Genomic DNA, 22,872 nt, shown 5'->3' with positions numbered 1-22,872 from the left:
CGCCGACGGCTTCGTCGTTCCAGGGCCGTACGCAGGGCCGGGCGCAGGGCCGGGCGCCGGGCACATCAGGACGACCCGGGCAGTCCGGCCGCTCCGGCAGCAAAAGGGCCCCGCCCCGGCCTTCGCCACCCAGGGGTCCTGGTGGCATCGGCCGGGGCGGGGCTCTGAACGGTCAGCGAAGATGCGGGGTTCGCCCGCCGGCCCTCACTGTCCGCAGCTGTTGTCGATCACGTCGAATGGCACAGCGTCCGGCTTCCCGGTGGAAAACTTCACGTTCGTCTTCCAGGCGGCGGCGTCGGTCGAGGTGATGTACGACTGATGAACCTTGTCCCAGAGTCGGCCGGCCGCATCCGCCCTGAGCCCCAGCAGCTTCGACAACGACTTCACACCGGCGGCCTTGTTCGTGTCGTCGTTGATCCACTTCACCGCGGAGTCCATCGCCCTGCAGAACTTGCCGACGGTACCGGGGTGCTTGGCCTTGTAGCCCTTCGTGGTGGCCCAGAGGACCTGAAGGCCATTGCGGCTGAGGTCACCGGCCCCGCCTGCGAGGGCGTCCGAGAACGGCACGAGGTCGAGCCCGTGCGAAGCCAGCGTGAAGTACGTCGACGAGGAGCCGACGACGGCATCGACCGTGTTGTTGCGCAGAGCGGGCTCCTGCGTCACGGCCCCGCCCACGGCCACGAAGGTGACGGAGCCGGGGTCCACACCGTTCGCCTTCAGTACCTCCTGCGCGTACTTCTCCACGGCGGACCCGCGTGAGACGACGCCGACCCGCTTCCCGGCCAGCTGTTTCACGTTGGTGATGTGACCGGACTTCGGGGCGAGCAGCACCATGTCCAGCCGGCCGTAGGGCGGCAGCAGGGTGACCGGCTGCTTCTGCTGGATGGCCGGGATGATGTTGTCCGGGCTCACCGCCGCGATCTGGGTCGAGCCGCCGATGAGCTGCGCGGCGAGCTCGGGGCCCGACTTCGCCGCCAGGGGTTTGACATCCAGCCCCTCCTTCTTGAAGAAGCCCTGCTCGATGGCGATGGTCGAGGGCCAGGCGATGGAGTTGTGCAGATAGTTGCCGAGGACGATCTTCGAACCGTCGCCCTGGTCACCGGAGTTGCCCTGGCCGCAGCCGGTCAGCAGGACGAGTGCGAAACCGAGCCCGACGGCAGCCGGCTTGCTGGCCTTGTACACCCTGGGCCTCCTCTACTGTTCGATGTGGCAGGGGCCGGGGGCAAAAGCGGACGGACGGTGAACCGGCCGGGTACGCCGCAGGCGTTCACCGGCGCAGATGGGCACGGAGCCGCTCAAGGATGTCCTGATAGGCCGAGTCCATCGTGATGTGTGTCAGATCCCGCGGCCGCTCGATGTCGATCATGACGTCGTCGAGGACTCCGCCCTCCCCCATGAGCACGACACGGTCGGCCAGCGCGACGGCCTCACCGAGATCGTGCGTGACGAACATGACCGTGCGGTGTTCCTCCCGCTGCCACAGATCGAGGAACTCGTTCTGGGCGGATCGCCTCGTGTTGACGTCAAGAGCGGCGAACGGCTCGTCCATGAGGAGCAGTTCAGGGTCGAGGGCCCAGGTCCGGGCCAGTGCGACCCGCTGGCGCATCCCCTGGGAGAGCTGCCAGGGGTAGTGCTTCTCGTGGTCAGCGAGGTGGACGGTCGAGAGCCAGCGGGAAGCGGTCTCCTTCCGTTCGGCGGTGGGCTTGACCCCGCGCAGCTCCAGGCCGTACTGCACATTGCCCGACGCGGTGCGCCAAGGAAGCAGGGCATCGCGGGCGAGCATGAATCCCATCCGTTTGCGGGCGGCCCGGGGTGCGGACCCGAGGACGGTCACCGCGCCGTCGGCCGCCTCGACGAGACCTGCCGCCATGTTGAGCATGGTCGTCTTGCCGCAGCCGCTCCGGCCGACGACCGCCACGAACTGCCCGGCGGGTATCGACAGGTTGAGCTCTTCGAGGATCGTGCGGACTCCGCCGTCGGCAGAGGGAAAGGTGACGGTCACGTTCTCGAACGTCACGGCGTCGGCCGGGTGCGCGCCACCCTGAAGTGCCGACGCGCCGTTCATGGCGGGATCCGTCTCGGACCTATGGGATCGGGCTGGCATGTTCACCGCTCTTCCGGGGGCTGCCACCTGAGCAGCCGTGCCTCGATGGCGCCCATGAATTGGTTGAGAATGACGGCGATCACAGCCAGCAGGATGAGAATCGCGTACACCGCATCCATCCGGAAGATGGCGGAGTAGTTCGCGATCAGCTGGCCGAGACCGTTCTCGGCGGAGATCAGCTCGGAGCCCACTACACCGAGCAGCGAGTAGACGAGGCCGAGGCGCAGGGACGCGAAGATGGCGGGCGTCGCGACCGGGAAGAAGATCTTCGTGAACAGCTGGACCTTGTTCACTCCGAGGACGGCCGACAGCCGGAGCCACTCCGCGTCGGCGGACCGTATCCCCGCGCGCGCCCCCGACATGACGATGAAGAAGACGAGCGTCGATGCGAGGGCGACCTTGGCCCACAGCCCGATGCCGAACGCCACGATGAACAGCGGCGCCAGCGCGATGCGCGGCATGGAGTTCATGGCGTCCAGGAACGGCGTGAGAATCCGCTCGGTGGAGGGCAGGAGGCCCAGCGCGAGCCCCGCTACGACGCCCGCGACCCCCGCCATGACCCAGGCCAGCAGCACCGCCGTCATCGTCGCCCGGGTGTTGGACCACAGCTCCCCCGACTCCCCGGCAGTGACGAGGTAATGCCACGACTGCTCAGGGGACTTGGAGAGGACGGGGTCCAGGATGCCCGCGCTGGTGGTCCATTGCCACAGGCCGAACCAGGCGATCAGCAGGAAGACCTGCCATGCGCGCACCTTGATCCGTCCGCGCTTGCGGCGAGCGGACGGGGGACGGCCTTGCCCTTCGGCGGCTCCGGCCGCCCCCACGGGAACGGGTGACTTGGTGTTGCTGGAGGTCATGGCCTCTCCGTCTCGGGAATGCATCAAGAGGTTCAAGATGCCCGGTCGCTCAGGCCGGGGCCTCGCCGTGGAGCGTGATCCGGTTGAGGGCCCGCGGCTGGTCGCCGTAGTCGTGGACGGCGTAGTGCATCGTGCAGCGGTTGTCCCACATCACGAGGTCACCGGGCTGCCAGCCGTGCCGGTACACGTTGTCCGGGGTGACGGACCGGGTGTAGAGGAACTCCATGAGCGGGTCGCTCTCCTCCCTGGTCCAGCCTTCGATGCAGCTGTTCTCCAGGTGGCCGACATAGAGGGCCTTGCGCCCGGTCTCCGGGTGGGTACGGACGAGGGGGTGCACCGCCTGCGGCCGCTCCGCCTCGGGGATGCCCATCATCCGGCCGAGCCGGATGCCGCGGAAGCGCACCCGCAGGGTCTCCAGCACACGCCGCAGATCCGGTGAGAGCCTTTCGAAAGCGAGGTACTGGTTCGACCACAGGGTGTCGCCGCCCACCGGGATGGTGACGGCCGAGAGCATCGAGATCTTGGGCGGGACCGCCTCGAAAGCGGCGTCGTAGTGCCATGCCTCGGTGGCGGTGGTCTCCTTCTTGACGTCGGTGATCTGGACGACGCCCGGAGCGTCCGCGAGCTGGTTGAGCATGGCCGTGACGACCGGGTCGCCCCAGTGGCGTGCGAACCTGGCGTGCGCCGGCGGTTCGAGGTGCTGTCCCCGGAAGAGGAGCATGCAGTGCTCCAGGAACGCTTCCCGGAGTGTGGCGAGTGTCGCCGTGTCGAGGTCCTCCCCCAGGCGGACCCCTTCGACCGACGCACCGATCGACCCGGTGAGTGGTGTGATCTTCAGGGCCATGATGTTCCTCCGCGATCCGTGCCGACAGGGATGGCTCAATCCTTTTTCAGATTGATGTCGACAAGAATAAAGAAGGGGTGACCACTGTCAACCCCACGGACGAAACCCGTTCAGTCAGATACGTTCAGTCAGATACGCGGGTGTCCTCAAGGGCCACCAGGGCCGCGTCGCGGATTCGCTCGATGCGATCCACGGCGATCCGGATCACCGGGGCGGCCTTGCCCGCCGCCACCGCGGCCCGAAGGGTGTGCCAGCTCTCCAGGGACCGCGGGATGCTCCCGGGGTCGCGCGCCAGTCCCAGACGCACATATCGGAGCGTCTGGAGGGAGACGGACTGCAACAGGTCCGCGAGGGTCTGGTTGCTCGCCGCCGCCGCGATCGACGAGTTCAGCAAGAACGTCGCCGTCGCATAGTCGTCGGCGGACTGGTCGTCGACGGACTGGGAGACCGACCTCTCGACCGCGGACATGTGGGAGTCCAGGACGGCGAGCAGCCGCTTCGGTTCCTTCATCTCCTCCCGGAGGAGCATGACGTACAGCGCGATCCGCACGTCGAAGACGTTGCGCACCTCCCTGGCCGTCGGCGCGGTGACGAGCGCGCCCCTCCGTGCCTGGAACTCGACGAGCCGGTCCCGCTCAAGGATGCGCAGCGCTTCACGGACCGGCGCCCGGCTGACACCGAGGATCTCGCAGATGTCCTGTTCGAGCAGGCGCTGACCGCCGTGGATCAGGTCGAAGGTGATGACACAGGCCAACCGGGCAGCGATCTGCTCCGCCAGGGAGACCGCCACCTGCGTACTGGAGCGATGCCTGAGCAACGACTGCTCCACAGCCGTCATCCGCTGGTCACGAGGCAGGAGCAGCCCGGACAGGTCAGGCAGGTCCTCCGTCCGTTTGCGTGCCAAGCCGCAGCCCTCTTCCTCGGTCGGTGTCGTCGGTCAATGCCACCACCAACCGCGCGGACGCCACAGTACCGGCCCATCCAGCCAGGGCGGCCCGCGCGAAGCCACCAGGGAATCCCGGAAAGCGCCAAAGCCTTACCGACGCGGGGTGAGCCCGCCCAACTCCCATTGCCCGGATCAGAGTTGGTTGAACAGCGACGAAACGTTGTCCCCGAAGGTCCAGCCCTTGGAGCCGTCCCAGTTGAGCGACCAGGTCATGAGTCCCTTGAGACCGCTGTTGTAGGTGTTCCACGCCTGCGCCACCTGCCCGGTCGACATGTACCCGCCGCCCGCACCCGGTTGCGCCGGGAGTCCCGGCACCTGCTTGTCGTAGGGGACCTTGACCGTCGTGCCCTGAACGGAGAGCCCCTTGTTCAAGCAGTCCGTCTGCGCGGTGAAGCCTTCGACCGTCCCGGCGGAGTACGAGTCACCGGAGCAGCCGTACATGCTGCCGTTGTAGTACTGCATGTTCAGCCACCAGAGCCGGCCGTTGTCCGCGTACTTCTTCACGATGGGCAGATACGCGCCCCAGATCGAGCCGTAGGTGACGCTGCCCCCGGTGACGTACGCGGTCTCGGGCGCCATCGTCAGACCGAAGTTCGACGGCATCCGGGCGAGCACGCCGTCGATGATGCGGATGAGGTTGGACTGGGAGGCCGAGAGCTGGTTGATGTTGCCGCTGCCGGTCAGTCCGGTCTCGATGTCGATGTCGATGCCGTCGAAGTTGTACTGCTTCAGGAGCGGCACCACGGTGTCCACGAACCGGTCGGCGACCGCGGTGGAGCTCAGGTCGATCCCCGCCGTCGCGCCGCCGATGGACATCAGTGTCGTGAGGCCGGAGGCTTTGGCCTGGCACATCTCGGCCGGGGTCGGGACCTTCACCGTCGAGTCCATCCCGTCCTCCCAGAGGGCGGTACCGTCCGAGCGGATGACCGGGAAGGCCGCGTTGATCACGTTGTAACCGTGGGCGGGGATACGGGGGTCGGTGATCGGGATCCAGCCGAGCGGCGGGTGCACACCGTTGGCGGCCCCGTCCCAGTTCTCCCAGTACCCCTGGAGCACCTTGCCCGCGGGCTTCGACTTGACCGCACAGGTGTCGACGGCCCGCGGACTGCCGGGCGCGGCGGCGACCAGCATCTGCACGACGGCGGCCGTCGCGAGACCGACCCCCAGAAGACGTACCGTCCGACCGATCATGTCGTGTCCCTTCCTGGCCCGGCGAGTTGGCGGAGCACGGGCATCACGCACCTGGCACACACTCAGGCATCCACGTAATGTCACGTACCTGTCAATCTAAAGTGGTCCAGACCTGTGGTCAATAGGTCTGGACCAAGGCGCAGGTGAGGGGTGAACAGCGACGGGGCGTCCGCTCATTCGCCGGCCGGCAGCCTTTCGATGGCGACCATCGCCGCGTCGTCGCCCAGGCTGCCGCCGGCATGACGCAGCAGGTCGGTGCAGAGCCGTTCGAGCAGCGCGTCCGGGCCGTCGGCCCCCCAGGACGCGATCCGGTCGGGCAGCGGGTAGAACCGGCCTGCGGTGTCCCGGGCCTCGATGACGCCGTCCGTGTACAGGAGGAGGACATCGCCGACACCGAAGTCGAACGTCTCCGCGGTGAAGGCGCTGGGGAGCAGCTGGCCGAGCCCGAGAGGCAGGGCCGGCTCCCGTACGTCGAGCGAGTGCACCCGGCCCGCGCGCACCACCAGCGGCGGCGGGTGGCCGCAGCTGACCAGCTCCAGTTCCGGTTCGGCGTCGGGGATGTCGAGCACGGCCGCGGTGACGAAGGCCTCCCCGATGTCCTCGTCGGCCCCTTGCGCCCCGGCCGTGTCGATCCGGTCGGCCGCGACACCGGCCTCCAGCTGGGCAACGGCCTCGGGGAGCTCCGGATCGTAGTGGGTCAGCGCCCGGAAGGCGCCGAGGACACCGGCCGCCTCACCCATGGCTTCGAGTCCGTTGCCGCGTACGTCACCGATGATCACGCGGGTTCCGCCCGCCGTACGCGTGACCGCGTACAGATCGCCGCCGAGCTGCGCCTCCGCCTCCGCCGCCAGATAGACCGAGGAGATGCGCAGCGGCCCGCTGCGTTCCGGCAGCGGCCTCATCACCACACGCTGCACCGCGCGTGCCACCCAGCGCAGATGGGTCATCTCACGTTCGTGCCGCACTCGCAGATGGGCGAGGAAGGTGACGAAGACGGAGATCATGAAGAGTGCGGCGAGCTGGTAGGTGTGATTGAGATCGGTGACGCTGCCCCGGGTGCCGGCCACGAACGCGTCGGCCACGAGGGCCACCACACTGACGACCGCGGTGCCGAGGGGGCCGGCGAACGACGCTGTCACGGCGGGCGCCGCCACCAGGAAGGGTCCGAGATGCACAGCCGGCGGGGTGAAGACGTCCACCACCGTGACAGCGGCGATCAGAGCGAACGGCACCACCATGAGTGCCTTCGGATGGCGTCGCGGCCCCTGGAGCGAGTGCAGAAAGCGCAACGAACTCATACTCCTGCCTGTCTCACCCGGTTCGCACCCGCGCTTCGGGCGGCCAGGGCTTCGGACCGGCCCGGCTTCGGACGCCGTGTGCTCCGGGCCGCACAGAGCTGCTGCTCAGCTCTGTTTGATGGCCGAGATGTCGAACTCCAGCACCACCTTGTCGCCGACGAGGACGCCACCGCCTTCGAGAGCCGCGTTCCACGTCATGCCGTACTCCTTGCGGCTCACGGCCACCTCACCCTCGAAGCCCACCCGCTGGTTGCCGAAGGGGTCCTGGGCGGTGCCGGTGAGCTCGAAGTCGATGCTGATCGGCTTGCTGGTGTCCTTGATCGTCAGATCGCCGGTCAGCCGGAAGTGGGTGCCGTCCACCTGCTTGATCCCGGTCGAGGTGAAGGTGATCCGCGGGTAGTTCGGGACATCGAGAAAGTCGTTGGTCCGCAGGTGCCCGTCGCGCTGCTCGTTACCGGTGTCGATGGTCTCGGTATTGATGGTGACCGCGACGCTCGACTTGGCCGGGTCCGAGCCGTCCAGCTTGAGCGTGCCCTCGAACTCGGCGAACGAGCCGCGGACCTTGGTGATCATCGCGTGCCTGGCCACGAACCCGATGCGGGTGTGGGCCGGGTCGAGCACATACGTACCGGTCAGGTCGGCGAGGGCGGGCATCGTCATGGCGTACTCCAGGGGTCGCGGGGGAAGGGCACCTCACGCTAGGCAGACCGGCCGGTACCGGAGCCGGGCCGCGCCACCGTGCCGCCCGCCGGTCACCCCGATGGGCCAAGGGCTCAGAGCCCGCGATGCCCCTCCCCCGGGCCCCCGGAGAGGGCGCGCCGCCCCGCTGTCCGCGCACGGCTGCGGCTCCGGATCAGCCGGGGTGCGCCGGCCTCCCGGCGTGCCGGAACAGGCGGCCGGACGCACCCTGAGGTCATGGACAGCACACCGATAGTGGTGCACCCGCCCTCCCCCAGCGGCGGACGGCGGGTGACGATCCAAGGAGAGATCGCAGGCCTGGCCCATCACGACGCGGACGTCGTCGAGTTCCTGCGGCGGGCCGGGCTGCTGGACGCGGACACCCTGCTGGACGACGAGGCGTGGGTGAAGTGGCGGGGCGGGCGAGCCCACCAGTACGCATCGGCCCGACCTGCCTGATTCCCGGAGCGCCGGAGCGCCGCCGGACGGGGCCGTCAAGGGGGCGCCGCGGCCACTGGGTTGGGGCTCCCTGCGGCTTTCCATCGAGATGCCCCAGTGCGGTCCGCCGGCCTGATGTGCAGTCATGGCTCCTGGTTCCGTGACGATCATCACGCTCATTTCCCGGTGTCCCGTGTCAGCCGGATGCCCGGTCCCAGGCGTATTCCCAGGAGAGCCGAACACGCAGGAACCGCGGGTGCCACCGGTCATCCCGGCACGCCCCGCAGACCAGGAGAGAGTCACCATGCCGTTCTTGCCGTCCGGGCTGCGTGAGAACACACCCGTATCCGCACGCAAGTCCCGCGCGCCGGGCCAGCGGACGCACTCGTCAGCAGGGTGCGAAGCCAAGCCGGACGGAGACCGGTCGCACGGAGACCGGCCGACCGGAAACCGTTCGCGCGGGGCCCGGTGGTACGGAGACAGCCGGTACCGATCCGAGTCCGGTCCCCGCCACCGGCCGGGGGCCTTGCGATCGCTTCTTCTGCGGGTGAGCCCTGCCGACCGTGAGGTGCTGTGGCTGTATCTGGTGACCCGCCTGGGTATCTGGACCACGGCCTACTGCGCCCGCTGGCTGTTTCCCGCCGACCACAACTCCCGTGCCGCCGGTCCCCTTCTGGCACCCTTCCAGCAGTGGGACTGGTACTTCTACCTGCACATAGCCAAGGACGGCTACTTCCCCGGGCAGGGCGAATTCCTGCGCAGCACCCTGGACCACAGGGAGGCCTTTCTGCCCGGCTTCCCGCTCGTACTGCGGGCGGTGCACACCGTCGTGACGAACTGGACAGCGGCCGGCCTGCTGATCTCCTTCGCCGCCGGGGCCGTTGCCGTTCTGGCGCTCTCCCGGATCACCCGGCTGCACCTGCCCGACCACGGGGCCGGCCGGCGCACCGTGGCCTTCCTGCTGCTCTCGCCGTGTGCGATCTTCCTGGCCGCCGGCTACACCGAGGCGCTCTTCCTCGCCCTCGCACTGCCCGCCTGGCTCGCCGCCCAGCGGCGCAACTGGCCGCTCGCCGCCACGCTGACCGCCCTGGCCACCGCGGTCCGGGTGAACGGTCTGTTCCTCGCAGCCGCCATCGCGCTGCACTTCCTGCTCACCGCCCGCACCGGCCGCCAGTGGCGCCAACTCCCCTGGCTCGCCCTGCCCGCCGTACCCGTGGCGCTCTACAGCGGCTTCCTGCACGCCCACACCGGCGACTGGATGGCCTGGAAACACGCCGAGGAACACGGCTGGAACCGCACGTTCCACGCTCCCTGGGAAGCCTGGTCCAACACCTGGCACGCCGCCTTCGCCCATGCGCAGACCACCGGTTACGCCGTCATGTTCCAGGCCGAACTCCTGGCCATGGTCGCCGGACTCGCCCTCGTCGCCTTCCTGGTACGGCAGCGCCGCTGGGCCGAGGCGCTGTACATGGGCCTCACCCTGTGGGCCCTGGGTACCTCGTACTGGTACATGTCCATCCCCCGCTCCACCCTCCTGTGGTGGCCGCTGTGGATCGCCCTGGCGGGGTGGAGCCTGCGCAGGCCGGGGTTCAAGACCCTCTGCCTCGCTGTCGCCACCCCTGTCACGACTGCCGTCGCACTGACCTTCCTCTCGGGCAGGTGGGCGGGGTGAGGGAGTTGGGGTGAGTCGGGCGACACCAGTGGGCGACACCTTGCGGGCACGGCCGGTCCGGGCCGCGGCGGCGCTCCGGACCGGCACGCCGCCCTGCTGTCCGGACCCCGGGGCTATAGGTTAGGTTAGGCATACCTAAGTAGCCGTAATGAGACCTACCCGCCCGCTCCTCCTGGAGAAATTGGATGCGCCCTTTCAACGCCCGCGTCACGCAGCCGACGCCCGCCGAACGCGTGCTGTCGATCCTGACCGCAGCCCACTCGATGACGGTGGTGAGCGACGGTCACGACCCCATCGAGGTGCACCGTCTCGACGGCGCCGGCGCGATGGGCCACGTCCACCTGCACGCGCCGCCCGAGGCCCGCCCCGCCCACCCGGGCACACGCGTCCCGGTCCGGCTGGAACTCACCGACATCGCGCCCACGCCCGTACGGGACCGGATGCGGGCCCGCGTCACGGTCACCGGCCTGCTGTTGGCCGAGTACAGCATGGAGACCACGGCGAGCACCTGCATGGAGTTCGGCCAGGCGGTCCTCGACGACCACAACGGCCGGGCCTTCGTCACGTATGCCGCGCTGCAGAGGACGGACCCCGATCCGATCGCCACCGGCGAGGCGGCGATGCTGACCCACCTCATGGACGGCCACAGCGAACTCGTGCCCCTCCTCCTGCGTCTCGCACAGCCACAGCCGGACAAGGGCATGGTGCGCGTCCTGCCGCTGGCGATGGACCGTTACGGCCTGACCCTGCGTCTGGAATACCCCGGAACCCACCGTGATGTGCGCCTGCCGTTCGCGAAGCCGCTGACCCGGACCGACCAGGCCGGCCCTCAGATCCGTTCCCTGGTGGCCGCCGCCCGGCGCGTGTCCCACCTCAACCGGCTGCTCGCCTGACCGGCCACGGGCCGCGCCCGACGCGTCCCGCACGAGAGACCGCCTCAACCGGATATGGCCCAAGCGCGGCCGTAGGGCCCGCGCTACGCCTGTTCGCTGCTGACCTGGTGCGGCCAGCAGGAGATGACGACCAGGAAGGGCCACAGCGCCTGCGTGAAGGTCAGGACACGTTCGGCGACGCCCGGCAGCCCGTGAAGCTGGAGCCCGACGAGGAACCAGACCGCGCAGGCGCCCATCATGGCAGTGACCGCGATCGACACGTCGTGCCGCAGCCCCCATGACGCACCCCCGTCCCGGACTGCGGCAGGCCGCAGTCCCCACGGCGCGTCCGCACCACGGTCGACCGCCAGTACCGGCCAGACGGCCAGCAGCCCGAACCCCACCGTGACCACAGCCCCGTGACCGAACGAACCTCCACTCGGGGGCGCCGGTACCAGCGTCAGCACCATCGCGGAGATCCCGCCCCCGGCGAGCGCGGCCCGGCCGAGGAGCGTGGCGGAGCGCAGCCCGATCGCGGTGACGACGTAACAGGCCCCGAGGGCCAGCAGCATCCCGGTCATCACCCCGTATCCGGGCATACCGTAAGCGGCGAGGACACTGATCGTGCGGGTCTTGGGGTTGTAGCCGGGCCCCTGCAGCAGCTCCGCGAGATTCCAGCCCCCGATGAGCAACACAGGTGCGAACCCGGACGAGAGCAAGGCCCACCAGGGTACAAGTCGCATCGGATCACCATAAGATGCCATGCTCTGCGCTCGCTGGATCCCACGCGGGAAGCACGACCGCGCTCGCGGGCGGCCGCCCGGGTGCGTGCGTGCCGTTGCACCGAACGGATGGGCGGCTGGTGGGCGGGTGGCGCGGCTGCCGTTCTTCCCGGGGAAGGCCGCTGATCCTGGCGTCTGTCAGGACATCGGGCGGAAGGGACGAGCCGTTGCAGGTCGAATTCGTTACGAGCATCGCGCCGATCGTGCGGGACCGCGAGGCTGCGCGAGCGTTCTATCAGGACGCTCTGCACTTGACGTTCGAAGGCGGTGAAGGCGACTACGTCTTCACCCACAGGCTGGGCGGCGTCAAGCACTTCGGGCTGTGGCCGCTCGCCGAGGCCGCTCGCGCCTGCTTCGGAACCGAGGAGTGGCCGACAGATGTTCCCATCCCTCAAGCCAGTGTGGAGTTCGAGGTCCTGGACGTCGCCGGGGCAGCCGACGAGCTGAAGCAGCGCGGCCACCGGCTGATCCACGAAGCCCGGACGGAACCGTGGACGCAGGTGACCGCGCGGCTGCTCAGCCCGGAAGGACTCCTCATCGCCGTCTGCTACACACCCCAGTTCCATGCGGACGCGGACGCGGAGCGGGAGGCCGACGGGGGCTGATCCCGCCCCCGCCCGTGGCCCGGACGTGCCTTCGCGCGCCAGGTACACCGCCGCCCTCAGACCCCCGGCATCGGTCCCACCCGGGGCCGCAGATAGACCACCCACGTCACGGCGCAGCACACCGCGTACGTCGCCAGAAAGGCCCAGTACGCCGCGTCGCCGTCCCCGACGGCCATGAACGACTGCCGGAAGGCGATGTTCACCAGGACACCGCCGAACGCCCCGAGCGCGCCGGCCAGTCCGATCAGCGCCGACGCCCGGCGCCGCGAGTCCCGCTCCGCGGTGTCCTCGTCGGCTCCGGCCGCGACCGCGATCCGTGCCCCGGCCTGGAAGATCGCCGGAATCATCTTGTACGTCGAGCCGTTGCCGATCCCGCTCAGCACGAACAGTGCCACGAAGCCGGTCAGGAACATCGGCAGCGACTTCTGCTGCGAGGCGACCAGCACCACGCCCGTGCCCGCCGCCATCGCGGCGAAGGTCCACAGCGTCACCCGGGCGCCGCCCCAGCGGTCCGCCATCCTCCCGCCCAACGGCCGTACCAGCGAGCCCAGCAGAGGGCCGAGAAAGGTCAGGTACGCGGCTTTCACGGGGGTGTCGAACTGCTGGTGGAACTGCACCTGCAGGACCTGTCCGAAGGCGAAGCCGAAGCCGATGAACGAACCGAAGGTGCCGATGTAGAGCAGCGACATGACCCAGCTGTGCGGCTCCCCGGCCACCTCCCGCAGCGCCCGCCTGTCGCTCCTCAGCGACGTCAGGTTGTCCATCCTCAGCGCCGCGCCCAGCGCGGCCAGCACGATCAGCGGCAGGTAGACCAGCGGTACCAGCCGCGGGTGCGCCGCGCCCGCTGTGGCCAGCACCAGCAGGCCGACCAGTTGCACGACCGGGACGCCGAGGTTGCCGCCGCCCGCGTTGACCCCCAGCGCCCAGCCCTTGAGGCGCTGGGGGTAGAACGCGTTGATGTTCGCCATGGAGGAAGCGAAGTTGCCGCCGCCGACACCGGCGGCACACGCCACGGCGAGCAGCGTTCCGTACGAGACACCGGGCCGCAGCACGAGCCCCGCCAGCACCGTCGGAACCAGCAGCAGCAGCGCGCTGACCATGGTCCAGTTGCGGCCGCCGAACCTCGCCACCGCGAAGGTGTAGGGCAGACGCAGGACCGCGCCGAGCGCCGTGGGCAGTGCGGTGAGTGTGAACTTGCCTGCCGCGTCGACGTGGTACTCCGGTCCGAGGAACAGCACCAGTACCGACCACAGGCTCCACACCGAGAATCCGATGTGCTCGGACAGGACCGAGAAGACCAGATTCCGGCGGGCGACTCCCGCCCCGGTCTCCGCCCAGAACACCTCGTCCTCCGGACGCCAGTCCGTGATGGACCGGGGCCGGGCCGCGTCCACCGCCCCTTCTGTATCCCGGGGAACGTCCCCGGCCGGGGCTTCTGTTCCGGCTGTTCCGGCTGTTCCGACGGCAGTGCGCATCAGCTGTCACCTGCTGGTTCGTGAGTTGGGGGTACGTGTCGACCCGACGCTAGGAGCGGCGGGTTTCGCCGGTCGTCCCCCCGCCGCTCAGCCGTGCTACGGCTCGCGCACGGCCGCTCCGACCAGCTGTGAGGGCGCCGCCGCTCCGGTCCGAACCGGCCAGACCCGCAGCTCTGCCGGGGTGCCGTCGGGGGCGGTGTCCTCGTCCAGGCAGCGGCCGTCCCGCAGGTCGAAGACCTGCTTGTACATCGGCGAGGCCACCGTCGGGGCCGTACCCCGGCTGCCGAGGATGCCGCGTGAGATGACGTACGCGCCGCTGAACGGGTCGCGGTTGTCGACCGCGTACAGCGCGCCCGCCCGGTCGCGGAAGACCGCCACCTGCGCGCCGCGTCCGCTGAGCACGGCCACACCGCGCCCGGGAATCAGGTCCCGGTAGTCACAGACAGGCGTCCACCGAGTGCCGTCGAAGATCTCCACCAGTGTGCTCATGCGGTACGCACCTCCAGTCGGGCTCCGGCCACCAGGGCCGGTGCGGGGCTCTGCTCGTTCTCGCCGGGGCGGGCCGGCCGGATCTGGCCGCGCTCCGGCATGAAGGCCACGGCAGGGTCGGGCGTGCCGGGGGCGTTGACGAAGGATGCGAAGCGGCGCAGCCGTTCGGGGTCGTCCAGCACGGCGGCCCATTCGTCGCGGTAGCCGCCGATATGACGCTCCATCAGCAGATCGAGCTCGGCGCAGATGCCCAGCGAGTCGTCCATGACGACCGCCCGCACATGCTCCAGGCCGCCCTCGACGCGGTCCAGCCAGACGGACGTCCGCTCCAGCCGGTCGGCGGTGCGGATGTAGAACATCAGGAATCGGTCGATGCTCCGGATCAGCGTCTCCCGGTCCAGGTCGGCAGCCAGCAGGTCCGCGTGACGTGGCGTCATACCGCCGTTCCCGCCGACGTAGAGGTTCCAGCCGGAGGAAGTCGCGATGATGCCGAAGTCCTTGCCCTGCGCCTCCGCGCACTCGCGTGCGCAGCCGGATACCGCGGATTTGAGCTTGTGCGGCGAGCGCAGGCCCCGGTAGCGCAGCTCCAGCTCGATCGCGAGGCCGACCGAGTCCTGCACTCCGTACCGGCACCAGGTCTCGCCGACGCAGGACTTCACCGTACGCAGCGACTTGCCGTACGCGTGGCCGGACTCGAAGCCCGCGTCCACCAACCGCCTCCAGATCCCGGGCAGTTGATCGACCGCGGCGCCGAGGAGATCGATCCGCTGGCCGCCGGTGATCTTCGTGTAGAGCCCGAAGTCCCGGGCGATCTCGCCGATGGTGATCAGACCGTACGGGGTGATCTCGCCGCCCGGGATCCGTGGCACCACCGAGTAGGACCCGTTGCGCTGGAGGTTGGCCAGGAAGTGGTCGTTGGTGTCCTGCAGCGCGGCCTGCTCGCCGTCGAGGATGTGGCCGTTGTCCGAGCCGGCCAGGATCGAGGCGACGGCCGGTTTGCAGATGTCGCAGCCCTCCCCGCTGCCGTGTCCGTCGATCAGGGCCGAGAAGGAGGTGATCCCGGTGGCCCGGACGATCTCGTAGAGCTCGGCGCGGGTGTGCGCGAAGTGCTCGCACAGGTTCGTGTCGACGCTGACGCCGCTCGCTGCCAGCTCCTCGGTCACGATGGTGCCCAGCAGTTTGACGCAGCTGCCGCACCCGGTGCCCGCGCTGGTGCACTTCTTGACCGCGGGGACGGTGGTGCAGCCCTGCTCACGGACGGCGGCGCGGATCTCGCCCTGGCTGACGTTGTGGCAGGAGCAGACCACGGCATCGTCCGGCAGCGCGACCGGCCCGGCCGGGCCGGCACCGGCCGGAAGTACCAGCCGCTCGGGGGCGGTCTGCAACGGCTTGCCGCCGATCGCCAGCGGGCGCAGCAGGCCGTACGACTCGGTGTCGCCGACCAGCACACCGCCGAGCAGTTGCCCTTCGCGGCCGATGACCAGCTTCTTGTAGACCCCGGATCGGCTGTCGCTGTAGAGGACGTCGAGCGCGCCGTCGGTCGCGCCGTGGGCGTCACCGAAGCTGGCGACGTCGACGCCGAGCAGTTTGAGCTTGGTCGAGGTGTCCGCGCCGGTGAAGGCGGACTCGTCGCGGTGTTCGCCGGCGAGTGAGCGGGCGGCCGTGCCGGCCATCGCGTAGCCGGGGGCCACCAGGCCGTAGACCTTGCCGTCGGCGGCCAGCGCGCACTCGCCGATGGCGTAGACGTGCGGGTCCTGGGTACGGCAGCGCTCGTCGACGACGATGCCGCCGCGCTCACCGACCGGCAGACCGCTCTCTCGGGCCAGCTGGTCGCGCGGTCGTACACCGGCCGAGAAGACGACCAGACCGGCCGGGAGTTCGCGGCCGTCGGAGAGTTCCGTCCCGCACACCCGTCCGTCGTCGCCGGTGACGATGGCCCGGGTGCCGGCCCCGGTGTGGACGTGGACTCCCAGGTCCTCGATCTTGCGGCGCAGCAGCTGCCCGCCGCCCTCGTCGATCTGGAGGGCCATCAGCCGGGGCGCGAACTCGACGACGTGCGTCTCCAGGCCGAGCGCCCTGAGGGCGCCGGCCGCTTCGAGGCCGAGCAGGCCGCCGCCGACAACGACGCCGGTGCCCGACCGGCCGGCGTCGGCGCGGATCGCCTCCAGGTCCTCGATGGTCCGGTAGACGTGACAGCCGGCCGCGTCGTGGCCGGGGACCGGCGGCACGAACGGGTACGAGCCGGTGGCCAGCACCAGCGCGTCATAGTGCAGCACCTCGCCGGATGCGGTGGTGACGGTCTGCGCGGCCCGGTCGATCGCGGCGGCCGGGTCGGCGAGGCGCAGGTCGATGCCGTGCTCGGTCAGGAAGCCCGGCGCGGCGAGCGACAGTTCCTCGACGCTGGTGCCGGAGAACCACGAGGTCAGATGGACCCGGTCGTAGGCGGGGCGCGGTTCCTCGGCGAGTACGGTGATCCGCCAGGCGGCGGCCCCGGGCTGCCCGGTCAGCGCCTCCAGGAAGCGCTGGCCGACCATGCCGTGACCGACCAGGACGAGATCCTTCAGCCGGCGGGGCAGCCGGCCGGATGTCTGGTGATGCGTCATCGGGAGGCTCCGTAAGGGGTGAGCAGGTGCAGGGGTCGGTCGGAAAGGAGGTCGTCGCGCTCGCAGGCAAGGGCGAGGTCGCCCACGGTGGCCAGGTCGCCGAGCAGGATCGCGCCCACCAGACGCCCGTCGCGCAGCATGAGCTTCTTGTAGGTGCCGCGCGTCGCGTCCGTCAGCCGCAGCACGTCCAGTCCGGGATCGGCTGCCTGATCGGCATCGTCGAGGTGGGCATCGCCGAAGGCCGCGTACTCCAGCGGTCCGGCGCTGAGCCGGGCCAGCGGGCGCGCGCCCCGGTAGAGCGCGCCGGGGTCCGCGCCGGAGAGCCGTGCGGCAAGTACGTCGGCCTGCTCCCAGGCCGGTCCGGACAGCCCGTGCACCGTGCCGCGGTGCTGGGTGCAGTCGCCGATGGCATACACGTGGGGCTCGGATGTGGCCAGCGTGTCGTCGACGACGACGCCGGCGCCGACGTCCAGTCCGGCGGCGTGGGCGAGCGCGGTGCGCGGCCGGACACCGCAGGCGAGGACGGTCAGGTCGGTGCTGAGGCGGTAGCCGTTGGCCAGCTCGACGGCGGCGCCGTCGGTGGCGCTCCCCTCCACGACCGCACGGGCGCGGTTGCCCGGATAGGCCTCGACGCCCAGCCCGCGCAGCCCGGCGCGGAGCGCGGCCGCCGCTTCGGCGTCGAGCTGCCGCTCGATCAGATGCGGACCCTGGTGCACGATCTCGACGGTGAGGCCGATGGCGGCCAGCGCCCGGGCGACGCTGACGCCGAGCACCCCGCCCCCGATGACCACCGCGCGTCGCGCCCTGCCTGCATCCTCGGCCAGCCGCGCGCAGTCGGCGAGGGTGCGCAGGGCGTGCACGCCGTCGCGCAGCCCGGCGCCGTCGGGGCGGCGCAGGCCGCGGACCGGGGGCAGCAGCGGGTTGGCGCCGGTCGCGAGGACGAGTTGGTCCCAGGCCTCCCGGCGGCCGTCGGCCAGCGTCAGCGTGCGTGCGCCGGGGTCCACGGCCACCGCCTCGATACCGAGCCGCAGTTGAGCCTCACCGGTCGGCAGAGCGATCGACTCCGCGTCGTAACGTCCGGTCAGCACATCGGCGAGCAGCACCCGGTTGTAGGGAGCGCGGGCCTCGGCCCCGTACAGGGTGATCCGGGCGGTGCCGCCGAGGGCGCGGTAGCGCTCGGCGAAGCGCGCTGCGGCCATCCCGGCCCCGACGACCGCGATATGACGTGCCGTCAGGCCATGGTTCAGGCGCTCGTTCATACGGGTTCCCCTTCGCCGGACCGCGCCGCTCCGGCCGGCATTGCTCCGGCCCGCGCTGCTTCCACCCGCACCGCGCAGACCTTGAACTCGGGCATCTTCGAGGTCGGGTCCAGTGCCGGGTTGGTGAGTGTGTTGGCCCGGCCCGCACCCGGCCAGTGGAAGGGCATGAACACCGTGTCCGTTCGGATCGCATCGGTGATCCGGGCCGGTGCGACCGCCCGGCCCCGCCGGGAGGTGACCGCGAGCAGCTCCCCCTCCGTCACCGCCAGCCGCCGCGCGAGCAGCGGGTGCAGCTCCACGAACGGTCCGGGTGCGGCGGAGTTGAGCGCGCCGACCCGCCGGGTCTGCGCCCCGCTCTGGTACTGCGACAGCACGCGCCCCGTGGTCAGGTACAGCGGGTACTCCGCGTCGGGCTCCTCCGCCGCCGGGCGGTGGGTGACCGGGGCGAAACGGGCGCGGCCGTCCGGCGTGGCGAAGGCGTCCAGGAAGAGTCGCGGCGTGCCGGGGTGGTCCCCGGCCGGGCAGGGCCAGAAGACGCCGTCCCCGGCGCGGATCCGGTCGTAGCTGATGCCCGCGTAGTCGGCCGCACCGCCGGCCGATGCACGGCGCAGCTCATCGAAGACCGTCTCCGGGTCGTCGTGGAACCCCCGGTCGACGCCCAGCCGTTCGGCGAGTTCGCGCATCAGCCACAGGTCTCCGCGTACGCCGTCGGGCGCGTCCACCGCCCGCTGCCGGAGGATCACCCGGCCCTCGACATTGGTCATCGTGCCGGTCTCCTCCGCCCACTGGGCGCTGGGCAGGACGACATCGGCGAGCTGCGCCGTGTCGGAGAGCACGAGGTCGCTGACCACGAGCAGGTCCAGTGAGCGCAGCCGCTGCGTCACATGGGCCGCGCGCGGGGCGGAGACGACGGGGTTGGACCCCATCAGCAGCAGCCCGTGCACGCCGTCCTCGCCCGGCGCGCCGAGGCTGTCGAGCAGCTCGTAGGCCGAACGGCCCGAGCGCGGCAGGCTGTCCGGGTGCACGCCCCAGACGCGGGCGACGTGCTCACGTGCGGCCGGATCCTCGATGGAGCGGTAGCCGGGGAGCTGGTCGGCCTTCTGGCCGTGCTCCCGCCCGCCCTGCCCGTTGCCCTGGCCGGTCAGACAGCCGTAACCGGAGTACAGCCGGCCCGCCTTGCCCGAAGCAAGGCAGAGGTTGATCCATGCGCCGACGGTGTCGGTGCCCTTGCTCTGCTGTTCCGGGCCGCGTGCGGTCAGCACCATGCCGGTCCTGGCCCGTCCGAAGCGGTGGGCAGCATCCCGGAGTTGTTCGGCCGCTATGCCGGTGAGCCGCTCGACGCGCTCCGGCCAGTGGGCCATCGCCGCGGCACGTGCCTGCCCGAATCCGGTGGTGCGCGCCTCGACGAAATCGGTGTCGACCGTCCCGTCGGCGATCAGCAGGTGCAGCAGGCCGAGCGCGAGTGCCAGATCGCTGCCGGGCAGCGGCTGAAGGTGGAGGTCGGCCAGGGCGGCGGTCCTGGTGCGGCGCGGGTCGACGACGATCAACGTGCCGCCGTTCTCCCGGAGTTCGCGGAAGTAGCGCAGCGCGGGCGGCATCGTCTCCGCGGGGTTGCTGCCGACCAGGATCAGGCACTCGGTGCGCGGGATGTCCTCCAGCGGGAAGGGCAGCCCCCGGTCCAGGCCGAAGGCGATCCTGTTCCCGGCGGCGGCCGACGCCATGCAGAAGCGGCCGTTGTAGTCGATGTTGGCGGTGCCGAGTGCGACCCGGGCGAACTTGCCCAGCTGGTACGCCTTCTCGTTGGTCAGCCCGCCGCCGCCGAAGACTCCGACCGCGTCGGCGCCGTGCTCGGCCCGGATCGCCGCGAAGCCCCGCGCGACCCGGTCCAGCGCCGCGTCCCAGCTCGCCGCCCGCAACTCGCCGCGTTCACGGACCAGCGGCGTGCTCAGCCGGTTCGCCGGGCCGAGCAGCTCTGCGGCGGACCGGCCCTTCCCGCAGAGCGCGCCCCTGTTGACGGGGAAGCCGGGCCGCTCGACGACCAGCGTCCCGGCGCCGTCGGCCGCGGCGAGGCGCATACCGCACTGCAGCGAGCAGTACGGGCAGTGCGTGTCGGTGAGGGTCGTCATGCCATCGACCTTGGCCGCCGGTCGTTACGCGTCCTTGTCGCCCGTGTTGCGCCCGCGGTACGCGTCCCTCACACCGCAGCCGGGACGGGGTGCGGTCGCGGACATGCGCCGTAACACCGCACGGCGTCATCTCACGCGCGCGTGACGGCTGGGCAATCTCCCGGTAACCGGGTGGCCCGAGTCTGCGTCCATGAGCACTTCCGGCAACCCCACCCCGACCGCGCCGACGGGCCCGCTGACGGGGTACACCGTCGGCGTGACCGCCGCGCGCCGCCGTGACGAGCTCGTCGCGCTGCTGACCCGGCGCGGCGCGCGCGTGGTCGAGGCACCGGCGCTGCGCATCCTCCCGCTGGAGGACGACATCGCGCTGCGCCGGGCGACCGAGCTGTGCCTGACCGCGCCGCTGGACTACGTCGTGGCGACCACCGGTGTCGGCTGGCGCGGCTGGATGAGCGCGGCCGACGGCTGGGGGCGCGGCGCCGCGCTGTCCGCCGCGTGCCGGAACGCCGTCGTACTGTCCCGTGGCCCGAAGGCGACCGGCGCGGTCCGCGCCAGCGGGCTCGACGAGGCGTACTCCCCCGGGAGCGAGGTCACCGGCGAACTGCTCACCTGGCTGCTGGCCCAGCCACTGGCAGGCCGCCGGATCGCGGTGCAGGAACACGGCCTGCCGCTCACCGCGTTCGGCGCGGCCCTGCGCGAGCGCGGCGCCGAGGTCGTCCCGGTCCCCGTCTACCGCTGGGCTCCGCCGGAGGACCCGGGCCCGGTCCGGCGGCTGGTCGAGCAGACCGTCCGCCGCGAGGTCCACGCGCTGACCTTCACCAGCGCGCCCGCGATCACCGCCTTCCTGGAGACCGCGGCGGCCGACGGCCTGCATGAGCTGGTACTGGAGGCGATGTCCGGCGACGTACTGCCGGTCTGCGTCGGCCCGGTCTGCGGCCGGCCGCTGCTGGACGCCGGGCTGCCGGTGGTCTGGCCCGAACGCGGCCGCCTCGGCGCGCTGGTCCGCACGCTCACCGAGACGCTGCCCCGGCGCAGCCGCCAGGAACTCCGCGTCGCCGGGCGTGCGTTGGTGCTCCAGGGCAGCGCGCTGCTGGTCGACGGGGAGAACTACTGGCTCTCGCCGAAGGGCGCGACGCTGCTCCGCGCGCTGGCCGAGAGACCTGGCCGGGTGCTCAGCCGCGCCGAACTGCTGGGCCGCGCCTGGGCCGGCTCCGATGCGGACGAGCACGCGGTGGAGGCCGCGATCGGCCGGCTGCGCGCCTCGCTCGGCCCGCACGGCGACCTGGTCAGGACCGTGCCCAAGCGCGGCTACCGGCTGGCGACGGCATGACCGTCCCTGCCGGTCCCGATCCCGCCCGCCAGGCGCCGCCGACCCTGCTCGCGGTGGCCCACGGCACCCGGGACGCCGAAGGTGTCGCGGTGACCGAGGCGCTCGTCGCCGGGGTGCGCGCGCTCCGTCCCGGACTGCGCGTGGAGCGGTGCTTCCTCGACCTGGTCGCCCCCTCCCTGCCGGAGGCGCTGGCCGGACTGAACGGTGAGGTGGTTCTCGTACCGCTGCTGCTCGGCGCCGGATACCACGTCCGCGCCGACATCCCCGGCGCCCTCGCGGCCGCGCCGCACCTGCGCGTCCGGGTCGCCCGTGTGCTCGGCCCCGACCCGCTGCTGGCCGAGGCCCTCGCCGACCGTCTCGCCGACGCCGGGTGGCGCGCCGGGGACGGGCCGGTCGTACTCGCGGCGGCGGGATCCACGGATCCCGGCGCCAACGCCGGCACCGCGGCCATGGCCTCGCTGCTGCGCGAACACCTCCCGGGCGGGGACGGAGTCGTCCCCGCCCACCTCTGTGCCGTCGGCCCCACCCCCGCCGAGGCCGTCGCCGCACTTCGCTCCGAGGGCCACGCCCGCGTCGCTGTCGCCGAATACCTGCTGAGCCCCGGCTTCTTCGCCCGCAGCGCCGCCCGTTCCGGCGCCTGCCTCACCTCCGCCCCGCTCGGCACGCACGACGCGCTCGCCCGCCTCGTCATGCGCCGCTACGACGAGGCCCGCGGTGCCGGTCGTCAGCCGCGGGGGCTGCTGACCCGTTCGGGCCGGATCACATAGATCACCCGGACCTGGTCCCGGCCGCCGAACCACGGGTAGGGGCCGCCGAGATACTTCTGCGCGAGCGCCTCGATGTGGTCGACAGCCCCCTCGGTGGTCACCCGCAGCACCCGGCCACGGATCTGGACGTAGGAGGAGGGGTCCGAGGGGTCGGAGACCGCGACGGCCACGCGCGGGTCGCGCGCGATGTTCCGGGTCTTCTGATGCGACTCGACGCTGTTGATCAGGACGTGCTCGCCGTCGGTGTCCACCCATGTCTGGGTGAGCTGGGGCGAACCGTCGGGCATCGTCGTGGCGATGTAGCAGGTGCTGGGGCGGCGCAGCAGCGCCACCACGTCATCGCCGAGGGGTACGGACACGGGGCTGCTCCAGAGGTCGGGATCGGTGGGGTACTGGGCAACGGTAGCCACGGCAGGAATCCCGGCCCTCCCCCACCCCTTGGAATCATCGAACAGCCGTCGATGACTCAGTGACGGAATTCGTTGAATCAATCCACCAGTGCAACGAAATCAGAAGAAGATCTGGGCATACAGGGA

Annotated in this window: 21 protein-coding genes; 6 read left to right on the top strand and 15 right to left on the bottom strand. The window is 70.9% G+C overall.

The annotated features are described in order from the left end of the window. Positions 1 to 204: 204 nt before the first annotated feature. The 8 genes from OG385_RS30545 to OG385_RS30510 form a co-directional block, all read right to left on the bottom strand. A complete protein-coding gene (locus OG385_RS30545) occupies positions 205 to 1,182 on the bottom strand; it encodes an ABC transporter substrate-binding protein (protein WP_266859611.1) in 978 nt (325 codons plus the stop codon). A gap of 85 nt (positions 1,183 to 1,267) precedes the next feature. Continuing rightward, positions 1,268 to 2,065 carry an ABC transporter ATP-binding protein gene (locus OG385_RS30540; RefSeq protein ID WP_266859609.1) on the bottom strand — a complete coding sequence of 266 codons (798 nt, stop codon included), beginning with the start codon at positions 2,063 to 2,065 and terminating at the stop codon, positions 1,268 to 1,270. A gap of 41 nt (positions 2,066 to 2,106) precedes the next feature. Further along, positions 2,107 to 2,961, bottom strand: coding sequence for an ABC transporter permease (locus OG385_RS30535; RefSeq protein ID WP_266859607.1), 855 nt, complete (start codon positions 2,959 to 2,961; stop codon positions 2,107 to 2,109). A 49-nt stretch (positions 2,962 to 3,010) separates the two neighbouring features. Continuing rightward, entirely contained in the window at positions 3,011 to 3,805 is a 795-nt protein-coding gene (locus OG385_RS30530; protein WP_266859605.1) for a TauD/TfdA family dioxygenase, read from the bottom strand. A gap of 124 nt (positions 3,806 to 3,929) precedes the next feature. Continuing rightward, the gene (locus tag OG385_RS30525) at positions 3,930 to 4,709 is read right to left on the bottom strand and encodes a GntR family transcriptional regulator (protein ID WP_266859603.1); all 780 of its coding nucleotides are present in this window, start codon (positions 4,707 to 4,709) and stop codon (positions 3,930 to 3,932) included. A 174-nt stretch (positions 4,710 to 4,883) separates the two neighbouring features. Next, positions 4,884 to 5,942: a chitinase gene (locus OG385_RS30520; RefSeq protein ID WP_266859601.1), complete on the bottom strand. Its 1,059-nt coding sequence runs from the start codon at positions 5,940 to 5,942 to the stop codon at positions 4,884 to 4,886. Between the two features lie 173 nt (positions 5,943 to 6,115). Next, positions 6,116 to 7,240, bottom strand: a complete 1,125-nt coding sequence (locus OG385_RS30515; RefSeq protein WP_266859599.1) for a PP2C family protein-serine/threonine phosphatase — start codon at positions 7,238 to 7,240, stop codon at positions 6,116 to 6,118. 105 nt (positions 7,241 to 7,345) lie between these two features. Beyond that, positions 7,346 to 7,900 carry a YceI family protein gene (locus OG385_RS30510; RefSeq protein WP_266859598.1) on the bottom strand — a complete coding sequence of 185 codons (555 nt, stop codon included), beginning with the start codon at positions 7,898 to 7,900 and terminating at the stop codon, positions 7,346 to 7,348. 255 nt (positions 7,901 to 8,155) lie between these two features. Between OG385_RS30510 and OG385_RS30505 the strand changes: the two genes are divergently transcribed. The 3 genes from OG385_RS30505 to OG385_RS30495 all read left to right on the top strand — a co-directional run bounded on the left by OG385_RS30505 (position 8,156) and on the right by OG385_RS30495 (position 10,921). Beyond that, positions 8,156 to 8,377: a hypothetical protein gene (locus tag OG385_RS30505; protein ID WP_266859596.1), complete on the top strand. Its 222-nt coding sequence runs from the start codon at positions 8,156 to 8,158 to the stop codon at positions 8,375 to 8,377. 505 nt (positions 8,378 to 8,882) lie between these two features. Further along, positions 8,883 to 10,028: a mannosyltransferase family protein gene (locus OG385_RS30500; protein WP_266859594.1), complete on the top strand. Its 1,146-nt coding sequence runs from the start codon at positions 8,883 to 8,885 to the stop codon at positions 10,026 to 10,028. Positions 10,029 to 10,213: 185 nt separating this feature from the next. Continuing rightward, positions 10,214 to 10,921, top strand: coding sequence for a DUF2470 domain-containing protein (locus OG385_RS30495; protein WP_266859592.1), 708 nt, complete (start codon positions 10,214 to 10,216; stop codon positions 10,919 to 10,921). Between the two features lie 83 nt (positions 10,922 to 11,004). Here the strand turns inward: OG385_RS30495 and OG385_RS30490 are convergent, their stop codons facing one another. Beyond that, positions 11,005 to 11,643, bottom strand: a complete 639-nt coding sequence (locus tag OG385_RS30490; RefSeq protein WP_266859590.1) for a DUF998 domain-containing protein — start codon at positions 11,641 to 11,643, stop codon at positions 11,005 to 11,007. Between the two features lie 242 nt (positions 11,644 to 11,885). Between OG385_RS30490 and OG385_RS30485 the strand changes: the two genes are divergently transcribed. Continuing rightward, positions 11,886 to 12,287 carry a glyoxalase gene (locus OG385_RS30485; protein WP_323183949.1) on the top strand — a complete coding sequence of 134 codons (402 nt, stop codon included), beginning with the start codon at positions 11,886 to 11,888 and terminating at the stop codon, positions 12,285 to 12,287. A gap of 56 nt (positions 12,288 to 12,343) precedes the next feature. Here the strand turns inward: OG385_RS30485 and OG385_RS30480 are convergent, their stop codons facing one another. The 5 genes from OG385_RS30480 to OG385_RS30460 all read right to left on the bottom strand — a co-directional run bounded on the left by OG385_RS30480 (position 12,344) and on the right by OG385_RS30460 (position 20,239). Further along, complete coding sequence (locus OG385_RS30480) at positions 12,344 to 13,762, bottom strand: NarK/NasA family nitrate transporter (protein WP_266859586.1); 1,419 nt, start codon at positions 13,760 to 13,762, stop codon at positions 12,344 to 12,346. Positions 13,763 to 13,858: 96 nt separating this feature from the next. Next, positions 13,859 to 14,251 (bottom strand): nitrite reductase small subunit NirD, encoded by a 393-nt coding sequence (gene nirD, locus OG385_RS30475; RefSeq protein WP_266859584.1) that lies wholly within the window; start codon positions 14,249 to 14,251, stop codon positions 13,859 to 13,861. Beyond that, positions 14,248 to 16,854: a nitrite reductase large subunit NirB gene (nirB, locus tag OG385_RS30470; protein WP_266859582.1), complete on the bottom strand. Its 2,607-nt coding sequence runs from the start codon at positions 16,852 to 16,854 to the stop codon at positions 14,248 to 14,250. Before nirB ends, nirD begins: the two co-directional genes overlap by 4 nt. Further along, positions 16,851 to 18,113: an NAD(P)/FAD-dependent oxidoreductase gene (locus OG385_RS30465; RefSeq protein ID WP_266859580.1), complete on the bottom strand. Its 1,263-nt coding sequence runs from the start codon at positions 18,111 to 18,113 to the stop codon at positions 16,851 to 16,853. The genes nirB and OG385_RS30465 overlap by 4 nt, the downstream gene beginning before the upstream one ends. After that, entirely contained in the window at positions 18,110 to 20,239 is a 2,130-nt protein-coding gene (locus tag OG385_RS30460) for a molybdopterin oxidoreductase family protein (RefSeq protein WP_266859578.1), read from the bottom strand. Before OG385_RS30460 ends, OG385_RS30465 begins: the two co-directional genes overlap by 4 nt. Before the next feature lie 190 nt (positions 20,240 to 20,429). On the opposite strand from OG385_RS30460, the gene OG385_RS30455 reads away from it, so the two are divergent. Beyond that, positions 20,430 to 21,569, top strand: coding sequence for a uroporphyrinogen-III synthase (locus OG385_RS30455; RefSeq protein ID WP_266859576.1), 1,140 nt, complete (start codon positions 20,430 to 20,432; stop codon positions 21,567 to 21,569). Continuing rightward, entirely contained in the window at positions 21,566 to 22,336 is a 771-nt protein-coding gene (locus OG385_RS30450; protein WP_266859574.1) for a sirohydrochlorin chelatase, read from the top strand. Before OG385_RS30455 ends, OG385_RS30450 begins: the two co-directional genes overlap by 4 nt. Here the strand turns inward: OG385_RS30450 and OG385_RS30445 are convergent. Further along, positions 22,294 to 22,746, bottom strand: a complete 453-nt coding sequence (locus OG385_RS30445; RefSeq protein WP_266859572.1) for a PPOX class F420-dependent oxidoreductase — start codon at positions 22,744 to 22,746, stop codon at positions 22,294 to 22,296. The two genes, OG385_RS30450 and OG385_RS30445, sit on opposite strands and share 43 nt — an antisense overlap. Positions 22,747 to 22,872 lie beyond the last annotated feature (126 nt).

It is taken from the genome of Streptomyces sp. NBC_01306 (genome assembly GCF_026340465.1).
Lineage (GTDB): Bacteria > Actinomycetota > Actinomycetes > Streptomycetales > Streptomycetaceae > Streptomyces.
Note: the sequence above shows the minus strand (reverse complement) of the source record. Positions and strands in the feature narration are given on the sequence as shown.

What these genes read in the sequence shown, in the direction of transcription:
- OG385_RS30540 (WP_266859609.1), bottom strand. Translation starts at nt 2,065, where the DNA reads ATGAACGGCGCGTCGGCACTTCAGGGTGGCGCGCACCCGGCCGACGCC.
- OG385_RS30535 (WP_266859607.1), bottom strand. Translation starts at nt 2,961, where the DNA reads ATGACCTCCAGCAACACCAAGTCACCCGTTCCCGTGGGGGCGGCCGGA.
- OG385_RS30530 (WP_266859605.1), bottom strand. Translation starts at nt 3,805, where the DNA reads ATGGCCCTGAAGATCACACCACTCACCGGGTCGATCGGTGCGTCGGTC.
- OG385_RS30520 (WP_266859601.1), bottom strand. Translation starts at nt 5,942, where the DNA reads ATGATCGGTCGGACGGTACGTCTTCTGGGGGTCGGTCTCGCGACGGCC.
- OG385_RS30515 (WP_266859599.1), bottom strand. Translation starts at nt 7,240, where the DNA reads ATGAGTTCGTTGCGCTTTCTGCACTCGCTCCAGGGGCCGCGACGCCAT.
- OG385_RS30510 (WP_266859598.1), bottom strand. Translation starts at nt 7,900, where the DNA reads ATGACGATGCCCGCCCTCGCCGACCTGACCGGTACGTATGTGCTCGAC.
- OG385_RS30505 (WP_266859596.1), top strand. Translation starts at nt 8,156, where the DNA reads ATGGACAGCACACCGATAGTGGTGCACCCGCCCTCCCCCAGCGGCGGA.
- OG385_RS30495 (WP_266859592.1), top strand. Translation starts at nt 10,214, where the DNA reads ATGCGCCCTTTCAACGCCCGCGTCACGCAGCCGACGCCCGCCGAACGC.
- OG385_RS30490 (WP_266859590.1), bottom strand. Translation starts at nt 11,643, where the DNA reads ATGCGACTTGTACCCTGGTGGGCCTTGCTCTCGTCCGGGTTCGCACCT.
- OG385_RS30480 (WP_266859586.1), bottom strand. Translation starts at nt 13,762, where the DNA reads ATGCGCACTGCCGTCGGAACAGCCGGAACAGCCGGAACAGAAGCCCCG.
- nirD (WP_266859584.1), bottom strand. Translation starts at nt 14,251, where the DNA reads ATGAGCACACTGGTGGAGATCTTCGACGGCACTCGGTGGACGCCTGTC.
- nirB (WP_266859582.1), bottom strand. Translation starts at nt 16,854, where the DNA reads ATGACGCATCACCAGACATCCGGCCGGCTGCCCCGCCGGCTGAAGGAT.
- OG385_RS30465 (WP_266859580.1), bottom strand. Translation starts at nt 18,113, where the DNA reads ATGAACGAGCGCCTGAACCATGGCCTGACGGCACGTCATATCGCGGTC.
- OG385_RS30460 (WP_266859578.1), bottom strand. Translation starts at nt 20,239, where the DNA reads ATGACGACCCTCACCGACACGCACTGCCCGTACTGCTCGCTGCAGTGC.
- OG385_RS30455 (WP_266859576.1), top strand. Translation starts at nt 20,430, where the DNA reads ATGAGCACTTCCGGCAACCCCACCCCGACCGCGCCGACGGGCCCGCTG.
- OG385_RS30450 (WP_266859574.1), top strand. Translation starts at nt 21,566, where the DNA reads ATGACCGTCCCTGCCGGTCCCGATCCCGCCCGCCAGGCGCCGCCGACC.